Here is a 16,412-nt window from a genome sequence, read left to right as displayed (position 1 = left end):
GAAACCCGTATTCTATACAATCTCATTAATAAATACACGGGAAAATAATCTTACAGCCTTTAGTTTACATAATTCTATATCCTTTTGCTCACCCTGCGGCAATTCAAAGCAATCCTCCGGCGGACGATAGCCGAATATCCATGAGGCCAGCCGATCTATCGTTGTAGAACAGGAGACTTCCACTCCGGCATCCTGGCGTTTGTGTACATTGGCTTCTCCGTGTCCCACAGAACATTCCCATATGCCGTTGTTTTCTTCCAGCATCGGGTCATTAATCCGAATAGTTAACATAACATCTTCGCTGTCATCCTCTTCTCGACAAGCATCGTACGTTTTTTTTCTTAGCAAAGACAGCATTGATTTCACATTTATGATTCTTGCCATAATGATCGGTCTGTCTTCCACTTCCACCAGGAAACTGCTCTTTTTACAGAAATCATCATCATCGAACAGTGCCTCTTGAATATCCGTTTCCTGCCCTTCCTGCGTATATAGAAAATACCCGGTTATTTTCCTGCCTCTGTCTTTGGTCTGCAGTTCCTGCGAGTGGGATGCTGCTTTGCTTTCCGGTTCTCGCAGCAGATATATGACTCCATTTTGCACTTCCAGCTCCTTAATCAGCGTATCGTAATAAGCCTCGTCTCTTCGCATGAATACGTCGTAGTTTTCCTTCAAATGCGAGTTTGCATAATCCAATAATTGAGGAATCTCGCGCCTCTGCAAAACTGATATTTCCCAAGGTCTTAGCGAATTGTCGGAAGATGCGTCTTTTATCGTTTCCTGACGATCTAATACCTTCACTTTATATTTCTTTTTATTATAAATATAGACGAACTGGAAAGGCTCATAAATTTTCGGACTGGCAGGCATCAAAAAAGAAAAGGGCTGTTTCTTCTCATACATATAATCCATGGAAGCCTTCAGCAGTTCTCTCATATACCCTCTATGGCGGTATTTCTCCTCCGTAGCCACCCCAACGATATAATTTATTTCCAATGAAGTGAAGGTATCTCCTATCCGCATTTCCATGGCATAAGGCGACAAGTAAAGCATTGCAGCCGGAGTTTCACTTTTTAAATCCATTGCTGCCGGCTCTTCTGACTCGTCCATATCGGGGTATCGTACAAAGGCCCGGTTTCGCTCTGCCTTTTCTTCAAAATAATAGTCTGTAAATTTACGGGAATCTTCGGAAAATACCCGCTCCCACAAAGCTCTGAGCGCAAGGCATTCTTTTCCCTTTAATTCTTTTATCATATTTCTGATCATGCTCCTTCTAAACTTACCGGTGAGGGCAGCCGCCGCATCCTGCACACTTATCCTGGGAGGCCATATCCTGTGTGTAATAGTTCATCGGGCTTGTGAGCAGGCAGATCGCTTGTGAAGAAATTCCTTCTCCGGTTCCTGTAAAGCCTAAGCCTTCTTCTGTCGTAGCCTTCACATTAACCTGCTCAATCTCAATACCGAGCGCATGCGCGATATTCGCCCTCATGGTGTCGATATAGGGACGCATCTTCGGAGCCTGTGCGATGATGGTCGCATCGATGTTCTCTATTAAAAAGCAGTTTTCTTCCAGCCGCTTTCCTACTTCTTCCAACAGCTTTATGGATGAGACACCTTCATAAGCCGGGTCTGTATCAGGAAACAGCTTTCCTATATCGCCTAAAGAAGCGGCGCCCAGCAGGGCATCCATAACGGCATGTGTAAGGACATCTGCGTCCGAATGCCCAAGGAGTCCTTTTTCATAAGGGATGTCAACCCCTCCTATAATCAAGGGACGGTTTTCTATTAATTTATGAACGTCGTAACCCATTCCGATTCTCATATCTATTTTATCCTTTCTTATTGCTTGTTTATTCAGGGTGTGTACAGTACCGAAATTAGAACTAAGCGTTACCAAATAATGTCCGGTATAGCGCCGTGAAATGATTATAGCATTCTTTTCATTAAATAGGAATGAATTTATTGAAGTATATTTTTCGATTACCGTAAAACAGTCTCAATAAAAAGAATTGCCGCTCTATGGATATTTATCCATAAAACGGCATTCCTATTTTACTTTTAATACAGACTATTCGTTTTTAAGACCTGCGGTCAGCCTGCAATTCTTAACTGTAAGCTTTCCTTCCGTGGCAAACAAGGATAACGCCTCTCCCATTTTAGAATATATCCTGGTATTCAGCGCCACACCGTCTACATACAAAGTAGCAATCGTATCGTCTACAATCATCTGCAGATAATAACTTCTGTGTGCTTCCAGCTCAATCGGCCGTTCCAATCCGATATTCTGGTTCGCCGGCCACGGCCAATTCGGGCACTTCTCAAAGACATAGCGGTTTTCCGGTATCTGGAAGATAAATTGGTAAGACTCCGCATTTTCTTCGTTTTCATAGAACCTCACTCCGAAAGAACGAGTTCCTGCAGCGAATTCGATATCTGCCTCCCACTTAAAGATATCTCCGGTATTTCGGAATACAACAGTCTCTGTTCGTACACCCGGCGTATTGATTTCAAAATCTTTCGCCGCTTTTTCGTCCCGAAACGCATTCCAAACCGTATCGGGAATCTTTACTCCCAGTGTACCGTCTTCCCTCTGATATACCTCATGGGCTACAAAAGTTCCGGCCCACTGGAAGTTCTTGTTATCGTCGCAGTCCTCCTTGGTAGGGACCCAGCCGAATAAAATACGCTGTCCGTTCAGGCAGAAAGTCCTTCCGGCATAATATGCACGACCGTCAAAAGCATCATCCTCCGGCGCCAGCCACGGACCTTCCAGACTCTTGCTCATACGATAAATCATCTTGCTTCTGTCGCTGTACTCCGTAACGATGTGATACCACCAATCTCCCATTTTAAACAGGTCAGGCATTTCGTGCATGGTATAAAGTTCCGGCGCCCAGAAATCACCCTCGAACTTCCAGTTTTTCAAGTCCTTGGAGGTGAATTTGACAGTTCTTCCCGTCTGCCTCGTCTTGGGCCCTGTCTTTCTGGCACCCAGAATCAACAGATATTCTTCTTTTTCTTCATTCCATATCACCCACGGGTCTCTCCAGTCGTCCGGGTCATACCCTTCCTGAGGGCAGAAGGTCAGCTCTTCCCTGGATTTCGTCCAGTGCAGCAAATCGTCGCTGTAGGCGTGCATGAGCACCTGTGATGCTTTTCCAAGCTTCGGGTAATCCCTGTTATAGCCTGTATAGAAAATATGGTATTTTCCCTCCGCCTCAAATACGCTTCCGGCAAAAATAAACTGGTCTTGTTCCCCGTCCGTCCCTCTCGGAACTGCAACGCCCATATCCTCATAAGTTACAAAATCTGAGGTCGTCGCAAGATCCCAGCCGAAGGGTTCGCCGAAAGGACCGGGCTTTCTCGTATCTCTTTGATGATACAGATAGAACTTATCGCCGTATCCGAACGGCATGCAATCCCCAAACCATGTTTCAGGAAATTGATAATATAATTTGTGCATCTTCATTGTCTCCTCAATCATTTTCATTTGTTGAATCTTTACCCTTTCACTGCCCCGGCGGTCATTCCACTCAGCATTTTCTTACTGCAAAGGAAATAGAATAAGAAAGTCGGCAGCACCGTTACCGTAATGGCCGCAAAGGTGGCACCCCAGTCGGTCAGTCCGAAGCTTCCCACAAAATCGTTCAGGCCTAGGGTAATTGTTTTCATATCCGTGCTCCTGGTAAAGGTATAAGCACATATGTATTCATTCCAGCAGAACACTCCCTGCATCGTTGCAACCGTCAGAATAGAGTTTGTCGACATCGGAAATACGATGGAAAAAAAACTTCTGATAGGAGAGCATCCGTCTATAATGGAGGCCTCTATAATTTCATCCGGCATAAACTTGCTGAAGGAATAAAACAGCTGTATGGAATAGGACAGGGAAAAGGCAATCTGCGGCAGTATAATGGCCAAGTAGCTGTCGATCAATCCCAGCCTGTTAAATATGGTAAATAGCGGAATCAATGCCACCTGAAAAGGAATCATTAATCCCAGAAGGAAGAAATTCAGAAGAAATTTACTTCCTTTAAACTTAATTTTGCTCAGAGCAAAGCCCGCCATAAAGGAAATCAGAACGAGAGGGATCAATACTCCGACAGTAACGATGATGCTGTTTTGAAAATAAGTCGGCATATGGCTCTGGGTGAATACTTTTACGTAATTACTAAGGTTCAGCGCGGAGGGCAGCTCATAGGACGCCAGATTTCTGAAATCTTCCTTCGTCTTCATACTGGACATTATCACATAAAAGATAGGATATACCTGGAGCAAAAGCAGAAATACCGCCACAGCAAATTTCATTATCTTAAATATCAGCTTTTTAGTATTCATCTCTTTTTTCATGCTTCGTCCCCATCCGTCGTAAATCGTCTGAATAAAAATCCGATCAGCAGGCAGATCATCACGATCATGATAGCAACACTGCTGCCATATCCATATTTCTGACTGGTAAACGCCTGCTTATACATATAGGTAGTCATCAGTTCTGAAGCACTTCCCGGTCCGCCCTTTGTCAGAAGATAAGAAAATTCAAAAGACCTTAGCGAACCATTTAAGACAAGTACGCAGTTTGCTATAATAACCGGCTTGATGTACGGAATCTTAATGTTCCAGTATTGCCTGAACACGCCGGCTCCGTCCACAATTGCAGCCTCGGTCAAATCACTTGGCACACCGATTAGCGCTGCATAGAAAATAACCATATAAAGCCCGAGGTACTTATATGCCTCCGCAAAGGCTGCCATGAACAGCGCCAGCTCGGCATTTGAAATCCACTCCATGTAAATGAATTTATCACTGAACTGCGAAAGCAAAGCGTTTACAACACCGGTGGGCGTAACCGAAAAAAGCTTGGAAAAAATCTGGCAAAGCGCCACCGAGGAAATGACTACCGGCACATAATATAAGGTCTGCAGCCCAGCCCGGAATCGGGTTACTCTCGTGAGAAAAATAGCAAACAGCAACCCGCCGAATACCTGTATCGTCACACAGATTACGGTATAGATCAGCGTATGCAATACACTTTCCCAGAATGCTCTGTCCGATGTAAGCAATGTAATATAATTATTCAATCCGGCAAATGTCATTTCACCTACACCGCTCCAGTCGAAGAAGCTGTAATATCCCGCCCAGATAATGGATACCAAGACCATGACCGTATATAAGAGAAAAGCAGGAAGCAAAAAGGTCATGATTACGGATTTTTTGCCAAAAGTCGTCTGCATATAAATATGTTCCTTTCTAAACGTCCTTACTTTTGAATAAAGGTATCTACTGTAGCGTTAAATTCTTCCGGCGTTACAGAGCCCTGTGCAAGCTTCTGCTGTTCATCCACTATTTTCGTCAATACCTCTGAACTCAATTTATCATCCCATGATACCCATGCCTGATCTGCATTTTCGAACATCGGCTGCAAATCATAAAAAAGCTGAGGCATTCCATCTTGAATCTCTTCATTAAAGGGTGAAAAAATGCTTGCCTGATTATAGCATGCCTCCGAATAATGCTCACACATATAATCGAAGAAATCCTGCATCGTTTCATCATACGTAGCCTTGTTGAACGCTTCCGCAAATCCTGCGTGAATCGGAACGTCAGTAGACATATTCTCCATTCCGTCCACATCCGGTACCGCGAAGAATCCAAGCTGTCCGCTGTCATACATATCAGATGCCATGGAAATCTGCCCGGAACCGCTGTACATGATAGCACCCGTTCCCCCAAAGAACAAATCTGCTGCCGAAGTATAATCTACACTCATGAATCCGGGTTCGAAATAGCCTTTTGTTCCCAGATCATATAGCAATTGAACTCCCGCTTTCTGAGATTCATTGGTAGAAAACTTCTCATTGCCTGCATTATAATTCATAATGAAATCAGGACCTGTCACTCTCCATGACGGGAAGGATAGGTATCTCATCAGGCACCAATTTTCTGAACCTGCCACCAGAACCGGAATCTCTCCGATTCCAGATAATTTCTCACAAGCCGCTTCGAACTCTTTCCATGTGGTAGGCGGATTTTCAATGCCTGCTGCTTCAAATAAATCTTTGCGGTACATAAAGTATTCGCAGTAAAGTCCCTGAGGGAATAAATATTGCTTTCCATCCTCCGCATCCGTCAGGAAATCGACAACCGCTCCGTTCATCTTATCCGCATAGCCATTTCTATCCAGTTCGGCTCCGATATCTACCAGCGCATCGATATCCTTACATGCGGCGGATAAAGAACCGTTTGCGCATCCAAAGATGTCGGGAAGTGTATTGGAATTAATATACAACTGTAATTTTGTTACATAATCCGCATCGGAATTCACCAGTTCGATTTCATATTCCAGACCATTTTCTTCACAATAATTAGAAAGCAAATAATCGAATATCATATACTGCTCACCCGATTCACTTCCACGAAACAGTGCCGTTATTTTAGTTCTCTCCCCTGCCTGGGTTTCTTCTGGAGAAGCAACTTCACCCGTCTTTGCGGTCTCACTGCCTGTAGCGTTTTGTCCGCCCGTACTTCCGCATCCTATAAGCATTGTCGCTGTCATAGCTGCCGTAAGTACCCATGCTAATACCTTTTTCATCATTTTATATCCTCCTTGTTTTTCTTTGTTAGCAGCTTTATTTTAGCTTACACTTTCTTTACTCTCAATCCAAAATACGGTGCAAAATAGGACATTTGTGCACAACTTAGTTGTTTTGAACACAAATACCATCGTTTGACAAGGTCTTACATGCCGTGTGTGACCTTGTCAAACGATGGTATCCTACTTCAAATTAAACATGTTTTTTATATTCATTAGGTGTGATTCCATATCGGCGTTTAAATACTTTTATGTAATAGCTGAAATCCCGATATCCTACCATTTCAGCAATTTCATATTGCTTATACTTATTCTCTGCCATAAAGCACTCCACATTTTTAAACCGCACATCCGTTAAATATTCCAGAAAGCTCTTACCCGCATATTTCTTCAAAAGCCGGCTGATATAGGTCCTGCTCACATGAAACCGTTCGGTCAGTTCTTCCATGGATAAATCACTTGCATAATTGCTTTCGATATGGCTCAATATATTTTGTACCAGCATTTTATTTCTTTCGTCCGCATTTTCCGTATTTAGCTTGATAAGCGTCGAAAAGTTCCTCAGAAGGCAGCTTTCTATTTCCTCTACATCTTTACATTCCGCAATCTTACCGATTGAATCCTGCAGAATCGAAACATCCCAGTCTTTGTCACTGACATCGCTCTGTACCGCACAGGTGTATGGAAATTTCATGCAGCTTAACAGTAAATCCATAGCGGAAAATTTCTTGTTGCCGATATCCGATTCCGTCTTTTCAAAAATCGCTTTGAGCTCTACCTCCACTTTAGGGAATTCCCCTTGAAAAAGCGTCATCATGAGATGACTCTTTTCTCCGGTAGTAATATTAAATTCCTTTCGGCTTTTAAAATGAATGTCCTGATATTTCAAGATTACATCGTTTCCAAGATATACGCACTGTCTGCATGCCTCCTGAGCCTTACGGTACTGGTTGCTGGCATCATAGCAATCCTGTGATATATTACTTATTCCGAAATTCATTACCTCACCGCAATATTTTTTCACTTCCTCCTGTATCTTTTTGCAAGCCTTTAGCGCCATGTCAATACATTCGTCCTCCCTGTCCTGCGGATTGAACAGCAAAATGAAATTGTATTCCAGCGTCGCCATACTGTAATCGCTCAACACACGGATATGAAAGCGCTCAAAGATTTCTTCAAATATATTGATATAAGCAAATTCTTCGATCCACTTATCGCATTCTTCTATTCGTTTCGCTCCTATTACCTTTTTCCCCACTGCAACCAAAAACTTATCGATCTTCATGTTTAAAGAATTTTCCTGCGCCTTTAACTCATTCCGTCCCTGAAACCTGCCATGAAGCAGATTGGAAACGAAATGTGCCCTTAAAAGAGGAAGCGAGTTATTAAAGTGTCTTTTCAAGTTTTGAAAATAATCATTTTGTCTTTTATTCTCTCTTACCTCTGCCGCAATTTTATCGATCGTATGTTTCATTACATCGTAGTCGATGGGTTTAAGTAAATATTCCTTCACCCCGGTGCTAATCGCTTGTTTGGCGAACTCAAAGCTATCGTATCCGGTCAGAAGAATAATCGTTACCTCCGGAAACATTTCTTTTGCTTTGGAGGAAAATTCCAATCCGTCCATTCCCGGCATCTTGATATCGCTTAATATGATATCCGGTGCTGCTTCCCGAAGCTTCTCCATCCCTTCATTTCCATTTCTTGCAGCGGCTGTTAGTGTACATCCGAAAGCTTCCCATGGAAAGGAAGACAGCCCGTCTAAAATGATATACTCGTCGTCAAGTATCATAATTCTTAATTCCATGTAATGTCTCCTTCTTTCATTTCTCCAAGCGGCAGTAGAATGCGGATTTCTGTACCTTTTCCCAATTCGGATACAATTTCTATCTGTGCCTGACCGTTGTATACATAATTCAGCCGCTGCTTTACCGCATAAAGGCCTAGATTGGTATGAGTCCTTTCCGCCGTTTTCTCCTCTTCATCTCCCTTCTCCATGAGATTCTTTAACTTTTCCGGTTCTATACCCACTCCGGTATCCTTAATTAATATAAATGCCCTGTCTTCTCTTTTTTCTATAGAAATCGTCAATTCACATTCCCAAGTGGCATTCTCCACTCCATGTACGATTGCATTTTCCACCAGGGTCTGAATAGTCATCTTCGGGATCTGAAACTCGTTCAGTTTTTCTTCCATATAAAAATAAGTGTTAAACCGGTCTTTATATCTGGTTTCCTGTATGTAAATGTAATCGCGCACATAATTCATTTCCTCCTTCAGCGAAACCATACTTTTCTTATTGCTGATACTGCCTCTCATAAGATTACTGATTGCAGTTACCATATGGCAGATATTCTCCTCCCCCTTCTTCCTGGCCATCCAGTTGATCGTATCCAGCACGTTATAAAGAAAATGAGGATTTATCTGTGCCTGCAACGCTTTAAACTCCATATCCTTGCTGATAGCCTCTGCTCCCACCACTTTTTTCAAAAGTGTCTCCACCTGGACAATCGTATGGTTAAACACCGTATTCATATTACCGATTTCATCCGTTCTTCCTTCCGGCAGGCGTATCGTAAAATCGCCGTCTGCAAATTGCCGCATAGCTACACTCGTTTTTTCAATAGGCTCCACGATGAGCTTGGCTAACTTTTTCGAAAGCATGAAACAGACGATGATGCCGATAACTATTACCATAGCCGTTATCCGCTGAAAGTCCTTTAATCCTTGATGGATATAACTTACGGGAATCAGGCCGATTAATATGAAATGCGTTGTTGAGCTTACCTGATAGACGCACCAATATTTTCCTTCCTCTGTCGTATAAATAAAAGCGCCTGAATTCTCTTTTACATAAGACTCCAAATCGATCGTATCCACGCCCAAATCGTTGATAATCGCCTGACGATTGTTGTCTAACAGTATTATTTTTCCGTTTGTGGCAAGCTTCACCTTTTCCGTCATCTTGTCCAGATAGCTGACCTTAATAGAGGCCTGCAGAATTCCTATGGGTTCCATCGTCAGAGAATCTTTGATAAGCTTCGCCACATGTATATGTCCCGTCTCTTCTTCGTCATTATAGAAAACACACTTTCCGTTCCCTTCCTTGGCATAGCTTTCTATCTCCGCTTCGTCATACACGATATCGGAATAACCGTTTTGAAGCACGTAGCTTGCTCCGTTATATCCATATAGATTTATGTCGTTCATATAAACACTGGAATACATTTGCAGCAGCAGCCTCCTGATTTGTCCCGGTATGGAAAAATAGCTGAATACCTCTTTTCCGTCCGAACGAAACGGATCCGTACTGGTCAGCTCAGCCTGCACATTATTATTGCTCGCTATGTATTCGAAAGAATTCTGTACCAAATTGAAATAATGATCGATATTCAAAGATAATTCCCTTATGGTTTCCTGTGACTGTTCTATCGTCTGGTCCAATATCATGTTCGCAGCAACGGAATAAAGCAATATGGCAATCACCAATAAAAACGTGATTGTTATTCCCACAAAACAATATAGAAATTTGCTTCTAATATTCAAATTGACAAACCATTTTTTCATTAACACTCTCTCACTTTCCCATCTTCGAATCCAATATGATATAAAATGAGCAGATAATCATCCTGTGATATATCTGCTCCCCTTCTTATGGCAAATCTATGGCTGTTTTCCTAATCGTTATACTCCGAAAACTGCCTCCGCAGTTTTCATATTCTCTATTACCGGAACCGAAAACGGACATTTCCCTTCGCAGCTCCCGCATTCGATACAATCGGAAGCGTGTGAGGACAGCTCTCTGTAATGCTGCCCGATTCCTTTATCTGCCGCACTCTTATCCATGACGGCAATATCCAGATATTTGGTGACCGCCGCAATATCTATTCCTGCTAGGCAGGGCTGACAGTGATTGCAATAAACGCAGCTTCCCTTGAAATCGCTGTTCATTCCCCGAATCACCTCGGTGTAATCCAACCCGGCCGGATCTGCATCCAAATAAGAAACCGCCTCTTCTATTTGTTTTCTGCTCTGACAGCCCACCATAACGCTGGCCACCGCAGGTCTTGTAAGCGCATAATGAATGCACTGGTTTACTGTAAGGGGTTTAGAAAAAGGGGTCTGCTCCCTGGAAAGCAGCTTTCCGCCGCCCAGTGTCTTCATTACCGTGATAGGAATATCCAGCTTTTCACATGTCTTATAAAGCTCCAGCCGCTTTTTATCGATTTCCAGCATCCTGCTTGTGTCAAAACCCTCGCTCAGAGTATTCAGTGCGTCCACATCTGCCGGAATCATATCGAACGCAGGATTAATGCTGAACATCAGCAAATCAACAATTCCCGTTTCCACCACTTTTTTAGCAATAACAGGATTATGGGAACTGGCGCCTATTCCTCTTATTATTCCCTTTTGTTTCAAGCCTTTCGCATAACGTACGATATCAGAATGAAATACTTCGTCGAAATGCTGTTCACTATCGATAAAAAAGAGCATTCCAAAATCAATATAGTCGGTACCCAAATCAGTCAGCAGCCCTTCGAAATACTTCTTGCAGGTCGCAAGATCTCTTGAAATATCATACTGATAATTTATATCCGTCGAGCCGATATGACCCTGAAGCATGAACTTATCCCGATTACCCTTTATGGCTTTGCCGATTTTCTGGCGAATATCGCTGCCCGGCATGAACACGTCCATCATATTTATGCCATTTTCCAAAGCTGCATCGAGGGTTTCCTTCACGACCTCATATTCCTTCCCATCCAGATGCTCTGTTCCCAGACCAATAATACCGGCCTCCATCCCCGTTTTCCCCAATTTCCTATACTTCATACTTCCCCTTCTCCTTCCACTCCTTTTCTATTGGACATGGCAATATCAAATGCCAGCCGCGAATATGTATCTCTTTTTTCTTTCTCGAATTTCTTACCGCACCTTTGAATTCATCGCTTTTAAAACTAACTTAATTATATGATAATCCAGGCATGGAATCAATCCAGAGTTAACGTTTTTTGAGCACTTAAGTAATTGGAGGTACTGCTGATTCGGGAAGAAGACGTTCAGGTTCTTCATGACTTCGACAGCATGAAGAATACCCTGACTTACTTATCCAGCTCCATGCTTCAGGACAATGTATTCCTCAGATTAAAGCCTCTCTGGAACGGGGAACCTGATGTGAAGATTTATAACGTGGCATAATAAAAACGGAGAGGTACCCAAATATTTAAAGTAACTCTCCATTTTTTTAACTATACATCTATCGAACGAATAGTCTGTGAGCGAGCGTAACCTCGATCAATTCTTTCGAAAGATACATCGGCCCTATCATATTTTTATAACGTATATACTGCGAAGTGCCTTCCTCAAATTTTCCCTGCGCCTTTTCACATTTGTTGATAATCGAAGTCACCGGAGGAAGTGCATTTTTCAAATCCTCTTCCGTATAGTTATTCGCAAGGCACTCGCCCTCCGGCTCAGATTCTTGCGTCAGTACATCCTTTATCAGCGCCTGCGAAATATACAGCGCCTTTATACGGTTTCCAAGAAGTGTATGCTGAGAGGTACCTTCCTCGAACTTTCCTTGCATTTTTTCACATCTGCCAATAAAGGAAGACACTACCTTAAGTGCCTCTGTAAATTTCCTTTTTGTGTTATTATCCATAATATTCCCTGGTTTCTTCATGATTCCGCAAGTCCTTTTTAGTGACATTTAAACTTCCTGCCTTCTCAAACACCCAGAAATCTTCTTATAAAATAGCGCATAGGCTTATATGTTATGCCCTCCAGCTCCTTTTTTACCTGCTCGAGCTTTTCAGGAATGGGTATGCTTTGCGGGCAATGAGTCTGACACTTGCCGCATTTTACACATTGGGAAGCACTGTTGCCTCCGGTAGTCATAATATACATGGCTTTGGACATTATTCTCCCGCGGCTTGCCGCATCGTTCAGTGCCGAGAAGCTGCTAGGAATGTCTACGCCCTTCGGGCAGGGCATACAATAGCCGCAGCCGGTGCAGGGCACCTTCATGGAACGCTGGATTTCGGTTTTCACCTTTTCGTACACTTCCAGCTCCGCTTCCGTGAGAGAACCGGCTGTCGCATCGGAAAAGGTCCTCACATTCTCCTCCAGCTGCTCCATTTCATTCATTCCCGACAACACTGCCAACACCTGAGCATGATCGAGCACCCAGCGAAATCCCCATTCCGCAGGAGAACGCTTCACATCAGCCTGCTGCCATATATCTCGGATAGATGCTTTCGGATTGGCGAGAGTGCCTCCTCGCAAGGGCTCCATAATCATAACAGGAATCCCCTTCTCTCCGGCACGCTTAAGGCCAGCCTTTCCTGCCTGATTGTTTTCATCGCAGTAGTTATATTGAATCATGCAGAAATCCCAGTCATATTCGTCTAACAGTGCCAAAAACTCATTTTGCGGTCCATGGAAGGAAAAACCGAGATTACGGATGGCCCCGGAAGCTTTCTTTTCATCTATCCACTTTTCGATTCCAATATCTCTAAGCCTCTTCCACGACCTCACGTTCCCCAGCATATGTATCAGGTAATAATCGACATGATCCGTTTGCAGCCGCTCCAGCTGCGTACCGAAAATACGGTCTAAATCGCTATATTTTCTTGCATTGTTATGAGGAAGCTTAGTCGCAATATTAACCTTCTGCCGCATCCCGTCCTTGGCGAGTATTCTTCCAAGAGTAGCCTCGCTGTTGGGATAAATATACGCAGTATCGAAATAATTCACGCCTTGTTCAATGGCATAGCGGATCTGCCTCTCTACTTCCTTCTCATCCTTGTTAAACCGCATACAACCGAAAGCTAAGGCGGAAATCTTTTCGCCGTTCTTAGGATTTGTTCTATACTGCATGATAAGCCCTCCTTTATATTTTAAAGCGGTTCTAATGCGACAAAAGCACCTCCGCCGGCAGTAGTAGAAAGCCATAGGTTCACATCGATGATCTGCTTTCTCCCCTGATCGTACATCTGTGCTTTCAAGTCCCTATCCGTGGATACTAGTGTTACCCAGTGCCAATTATCGAGGTTTCTCACCGCTCCATTCGATAAATTTAAAAAAGCCACCGGCAAATTGTCTAAAAAAGCCAAGGTCAGAAACTCCAATACCGTTTCCATACCGGGACGCTCCTTTTCTCCTTGAGGAACCTCTAAAAGTCTGGCCTTCAAAGCTATTTCATGCTTTAGTCCAAAACCGATTGCTCCATCAATAAAAATAGAAGGTCTGTCTACACCCCGTACGCCCGGCTTTACATAGTTCCATACCTCCTCCATCAGACGCAGCATTCCCGCATAGCTCGTTCCGTCTCCGTCATAAAGTCCGCCGCAGTCCTCCGGTCTGGTGGCTGCCAGATACCATAATAAATTGGATGCTGCCGTCGGACCGCATCCGCTCATCCGCTGAATCCACCCCGGATACCATATTTGATGAGCTCCATAGGAAACCGCACTTCCTTTATGAATATGAAGCCGTTCGGGATAACGTATCGATGTATCCCTTAAGGCCTGTGTCGTTACATCCATCGCACTACCACCTTTTCTGACTGTAGTCCCTGCGGCATACTTACTTTCCCAACCTGTAAACTATGTCATGCAGTTCTTCTTTTTCTGTATATCTAACCATAACACTTCCTCTTTGTAAAAACAATTTTTTTATAGAAAAATAATAAGAAATTTAAAATTCATTATACGCAATTCTCAAATATCGGTTCGATATATTCTTTAATAAATTCTATCCTATCCTTAACATTCGGCCTAAAAAGAGCTGCAATTGAAATCACCATGCTTTTCTTTGTATTGACATAGATGACATTTCCTCCATCTCCCATCGCTGCATAGCCATCCTCATGGATCCACCATAAATATCCATATGCCAGATCGAGTTTTTCCCATCTGCTGTGTTCCTTTGTACTCTCTTCTATCCACTTCTTTGATACAATCCGTTTATCTTCCCATATTCCGCCGGATAAGTACAACTGGCCTATTTTCGCCATATCCATAGGAGTCAAAGTAAGCCCCCATCCTGCTGTATTTACTCCCGACGGGTCGACAACCCAACCGCTGATATCTTTTGCTTTATTAAATGCCAGTTGTTCCTCTTTACTATGAAAAATCACATTGTTCTCAACAGTAATTCCCAGTGGCGAGAATAAATTTTCTGTTGCGAAATCAAACACAGACTTCCCGGTCGCTTTTACAAGAATACCTGACAAGATATCCGGCCCTATGAGGGGAGCGTATCTAAATTTTCCTATCTGCTCCCTGCCGCCTAATAGATCGAGCGAAAATCTTACATAGTCATCACTTGTGAAATACTTTATATAGGGTGCGAACTTATATTTATACGGAGCTGTCATTGTCAGCAAATTTTCAAATGTGACACCTTGTATTGTCTTTTCTCTTTTTTTAACTATGTAATCCGGAAAAAAATCCAATACTTTCTCGTTGCTGCTTTTGATATATCCTTTGTCCATGGCAATTCCAATCAATATGGAAACAATACTTTTGGTTACGGAATAAACGTGTATTCGGCTAGCAGCAGTACATTCGTTAAAATAATTCTCATATAGTGTCTTACCGCCTTTCAGTACAACTATACCTGCAATATTGCTATAGTTATTGTTTATTTTATTTTCTAACTCTGTCACTTTTTCTCGATTCATATAAATTTCTCCTTTTGCGCGCATTGCCTTTCTTGCTTCTTTTTAACGGGGTAATAAACTTCCGTTATAAGTTCACTTTCTTTTGAAACCTCAGAAGGATCGGTTACATATACTTCATAGAGAGCATTGCTGCATTCATAACCTTCTTTTTCCGCCCATTCACGTTGTTTTGTGTATACGGAGGATAGGGCGGAATAAGAACCATACACAACCGTTTTCAAGCATAGTCCCGGATAAAAATCTCTCGTCCCAGTAACATACTCTTTTACCGGAACAGCAAATTCAGTATCTAAACCAGACGGAGTAAATTCTGTGCTATGGAAAAGTACCATTGGCGGGGAAAGCATAGTTAACTTGTCGTCTGCAATCCTCCTGAATAATTTACTAAAACAATTACCATATTCTTCCGGATAATCGTATTCATGAACCATTTTTCGGATAAACAAAAGATACATCATTGGTACTTCTACAAGCTGAACATCAATGTTTTCCAGATATGACATAATCGATTTTCCTACTTTTAAATTGGATATATCATCATTTATCTGGTCTAAAGTTTTTTCAAATTCCTGTACCTGTTTCTCAATTTCTCTTTTCTTCCCGGTAAGTGCCGCAAAAAGTTTATCATCCATTAATTCTTCCGATTTCAGTATTGCTTTGATTTCTTCTAAAGAGAAATTGTATGACTTTAAACGATTGATAAATAACATCTTTTCCAATTGTTCGATGGAATAATATCTATAACCGTTTTCTGGGTTGATTTCATCCGGTATGATAAGCCCTATTTCAGCGTAATAACGAAGTGTCTTTGCAGACACCTTACATATATTTGAAAACTCACCAATTGATAACATAGACTGTCTTCCTTTCATCGTATCTTATATGTCTGCCTTTACCTTACACCTTCCCCTTAGGGCAAAGTCAATGATATAACGTCTGCATGATATACAATAAAGGTAACATAATAAGATATATCTGCATAGTTATAGAATATTTTGTACAAAAACCTCTGTTTCTTCAAGCGTATTAAAGCTTCCAAACAATTTCAAGAATTTTTATACTGTTCCATGCCTATTTAAAAGATATTCTACCAGTTCATGAGTAAGTTGTCCTTCACGCTGATTTACAAGCTGATAC

15 protein-coding genes are annotated in these 16,412 nt (G+C 42.4%); 1 reads left to right on the top strand and 14 read right to left on the bottom strand.

The genetic code is table 11. The features are described 5' to 3' along the window. Window positions 1–12: 12 nt before the first annotated feature. The 9 genes from V6984_RS08445 to V6984_RS08405 all read right to left on the bottom strand — a co-directional run bounded on the left by V6984_RS08445 (window position 13) and on the right by V6984_RS08405 (window position 11,422). Complete coding sequence (locus V6984_RS08445) at window positions 13–1,254, bottom strand: GNAT family N-acetyltransferase (RefSeq protein WP_342759338.1); 1,242 nt, start codon at window positions 1,252–1,254, stop codon at window positions 13–15. A gap of 25 nt (window positions 1,255–1,279) precedes the next feature. Beyond that, on the bottom strand, window positions 1,280–1,822 hold the full coding sequence (gene ispF, locus V6984_RS08440) for a 2-C-methyl-D-erythritol 2,4-cyclodiphosphate synthase (RefSeq protein WP_342759337.1): 543 nt from the start codon (window positions 1,820–1,822) through the stop codon (window positions 1,280–1,282). A gap of 246 nt (window positions 1,823–2,068) precedes the next feature. Continuing rightward, on the bottom strand, window positions 2,069–3,463 hold the full coding sequence (locus V6984_RS08435; RefSeq protein ID WP_342759336.1) for a glycosyl hydrolase family 32: 1,395 nt from the start codon (window positions 3,461–3,463) through the stop codon (window positions 2,069–2,071). Between the two features lie 38 nt (window positions 3,464–3,501). Then, entirely contained in the window at window positions 3,502–4,350 is an 849-nt protein-coding gene (locus V6984_RS08430) for a carbohydrate ABC transporter permease (protein ID WP_342759335.1), read from the bottom strand. Further along, window positions 4,347–5,231, bottom strand: coding sequence for a carbohydrate ABC transporter permease (locus V6984_RS08425; protein WP_342759334.1), 885 nt, complete (start codon window positions 5,229–5,231; stop codon window positions 4,347–4,349). Before V6984_RS08425 ends, V6984_RS08430 begins: the two co-directional genes overlap by 4 nt. 26 nt (window positions 5,232–5,257) lie before the next feature. Beyond that, window positions 5,258–6,592, bottom strand: coding sequence for an ABC transporter substrate-binding protein (locus tag V6984_RS08420; protein WP_342759333.1), 1,335 nt, complete (start codon window positions 6,590–6,592; stop codon window positions 5,258–5,260). 190 nt (window positions 6,593–6,782) lie between these two features. Further along, the gene (locus tag V6984_RS08415; RefSeq protein WP_342759332.1) at window positions 6,783–8,396 is read right to left on the bottom strand and encodes a response regulator transcription factor; all 1,614 of its coding nucleotides are present in this window, start codon (window positions 8,394–8,396) and stop codon (window positions 6,783–6,785) included. Beyond that, window positions 8,387–10,156, bottom strand: coding sequence for a sensor histidine kinase (locus V6984_RS08410; RefSeq protein ID WP_342759331.1), 1,770 nt, complete (start codon window positions 10,154–10,156; stop codon window positions 8,387–8,389). The genes V6984_RS08415 and V6984_RS08410 overlap by 10 nt, the downstream gene beginning before the upstream one ends. Window positions 10,157–10,273: 117 nt before the next feature. Then, the gene (locus V6984_RS08405) at window positions 10,274–11,422 is read right to left on the bottom strand and encodes an aldo/keto reductase (protein WP_342759330.1); all 1,149 of its coding nucleotides are present in this window, start codon (window positions 11,420–11,422) and stop codon (window positions 10,274–10,276) included. 195 nt (window positions 11,423–11,617) lie between these two features. On the opposite strand from V6984_RS08405, the gene V6984_RS08400 reads away from it, so the two are divergent. Continuing rightward, entirely contained in the window at window positions 11,618–11,788 is a 171-nt protein-coding gene (locus V6984_RS08400; protein WP_342759329.1) for a hypothetical protein, read from the top strand. Between the two features lie 58 nt (window positions 11,789–11,846). Here V6984_RS08400 and V6984_RS08395 read toward each other — a convergent pair whose 3' ends face one another. The 5 genes from V6984_RS08395 to V6984_RS08375 all read right to left on the bottom strand — a co-directional run bounded on the left by V6984_RS08395 (window position 11,847) and on the right by V6984_RS08375 (window position 16,147). Then, window positions 11,847–12,251 (bottom strand): hypothetical protein, encoded by a 405-nt coding sequence (locus tag V6984_RS08395; protein ID WP_342759328.1) that lies wholly within the window; start codon window positions 12,249–12,251, stop codon window positions 11,847–11,849. Window positions 12,252–12,316: 65 nt separating this feature from the next. After that, the gene (locus V6984_RS08390; protein WP_342759327.1) at window positions 12,317–13,468 is read right to left on the bottom strand and encodes an aldo/keto reductase; all 1,152 of its coding nucleotides are present in this window, start codon (window positions 13,466–13,468) and stop codon (window positions 12,317–12,319) included. A 20-nt stretch (window positions 13,469–13,488) separates the two neighbouring features. After that, complete coding sequence (locus tag V6984_RS08385) at window positions 13,489–14,136, bottom strand: hypothetical protein (protein WP_342759326.1); 648 nt, start codon at window positions 14,134–14,136, stop codon at window positions 13,489–13,491. Window positions 14,137–14,297: 161 nt separating this feature from the next. Further along, the gene (locus V6984_RS08380; protein ID WP_342759325.1) at window positions 14,298–15,275 is read right to left on the bottom strand and encodes a serine hydrolase domain-containing protein; all 978 of its coding nucleotides are present in this window, start codon (window positions 15,273–15,275) and stop codon (window positions 14,298–14,300) included. Further along, window positions 15,272–16,147: a MerR family transcriptional regulator gene (locus tag V6984_RS08375; protein ID WP_342759324.1), complete on the bottom strand. Its 876-nt coding sequence runs from the start codon at window positions 16,145–16,147 to the stop codon at window positions 15,272–15,274. Before V6984_RS08375 ends, V6984_RS08380 begins: the two co-directional genes overlap by 4 nt. Window positions 16,148–16,412 lie beyond the last annotated feature (265 nt).

It is taken from the genome of Kineothrix sp. IPX-CK, from assembly GCF_039134705.1.
Lineage (GTDB): Bacteria > Bacillota > Clostridia > Lachnospirales > Lachnospiraceae > Kineothrix > Kineothrix sedimenti.
This window is presented reverse-complemented; position numbering and strand designations above follow the sequence as displayed.

Excerpts from the sequence above, each read along its gene's own strand:
- V6984_RS08380 (WP_342759325.1), bottom strand. The coding sequence starts at position 15,275 with ATGAATCGAGAAAAAGTGACAGAGTTAGAAAATAAAATAAACAATAAC.
- V6984_RS08425 (WP_342759334.1), bottom strand. The coding sequence starts at position 5,231 with ATGCAGACGACTTTTGGCAAAAAATCCGTAATCATGACCTTTTTGCTT.
- V6984_RS08415 (WP_342759332.1), bottom strand. The coding sequence starts at position 8,396 with ATGGAATTAAGAATTATGATACTTGACGACGAGTATATCATTTTAGAC.
- V6984_RS08375 (WP_342759324.1), bottom strand. The coding sequence starts at position 16,147 with ATGAAAGGAAGACAGTCTATGTTATCAATTGGTGAGTTTTCAAATATA.
- V6984_RS08395 (WP_342759328.1), bottom strand. The coding sequence starts at position 12,251 with ATGGATAATAACACAAAAAGGAAATTTACAGAGGCACTTAAGGTAGTG.
- V6984_RS08410 (WP_342759331.1), bottom strand. The coding sequence starts at position 10,156 with ATGAAAAAATGGTTTGTCAATTTGAATATTAGAAGCAAATTTCTATAT.
- V6984_RS08385 (WP_342759326.1), bottom strand. The coding sequence starts at position 14,136 with ATGGATGTAACGACACAGGCCTTAAGGGATACATCGATACGTTATCCC.
- ispF (WP_342759337.1), bottom strand. The coding sequence starts at position 1,822 with ATGAGAATCGGAATGGGTTACGACGTTCATAAATTAATAGAAAACCGT.
- V6984_RS08390 (WP_342759327.1), bottom strand. The coding sequence starts at position 13,468 with ATGCAGTATAGAACAAATCCTAAGAACGGCGAAAAGATTTCCGCCTTA.
- V6984_RS08420 (WP_342759333.1), bottom strand. The coding sequence starts at position 6,592 with ATGATGAAAAAGGTATTAGCATGGGTACTTACGGCAGCTATGACAGCG.
- V6984_RS08405 (WP_342759330.1), bottom strand. The coding sequence starts at position 11,422 with ATGAAGTATAGGAAATTGGGGAAAACGGGGATGGAGGCCGGTATTATT.
- V6984_RS08445 (WP_342759338.1), bottom strand. The coding sequence starts at position 1,254 with ATGATAAAAGAATTAAAGGGAAAAGAATGCCTTGCGCTCAGAGCTTTG.
- V6984_RS08435 (WP_342759336.1), bottom strand. The coding sequence starts at position 3,463 with ATGCACAAATTATATTATCAATTTCCTGAAACATGGTTTGGGGATTGC.
- V6984_RS08430 (WP_342759335.1), bottom strand. The coding sequence starts at position 4,350 with ATGAAAAAAGAGATGAATACTAAAAAGCTGATATTTAAGATAATGAAA.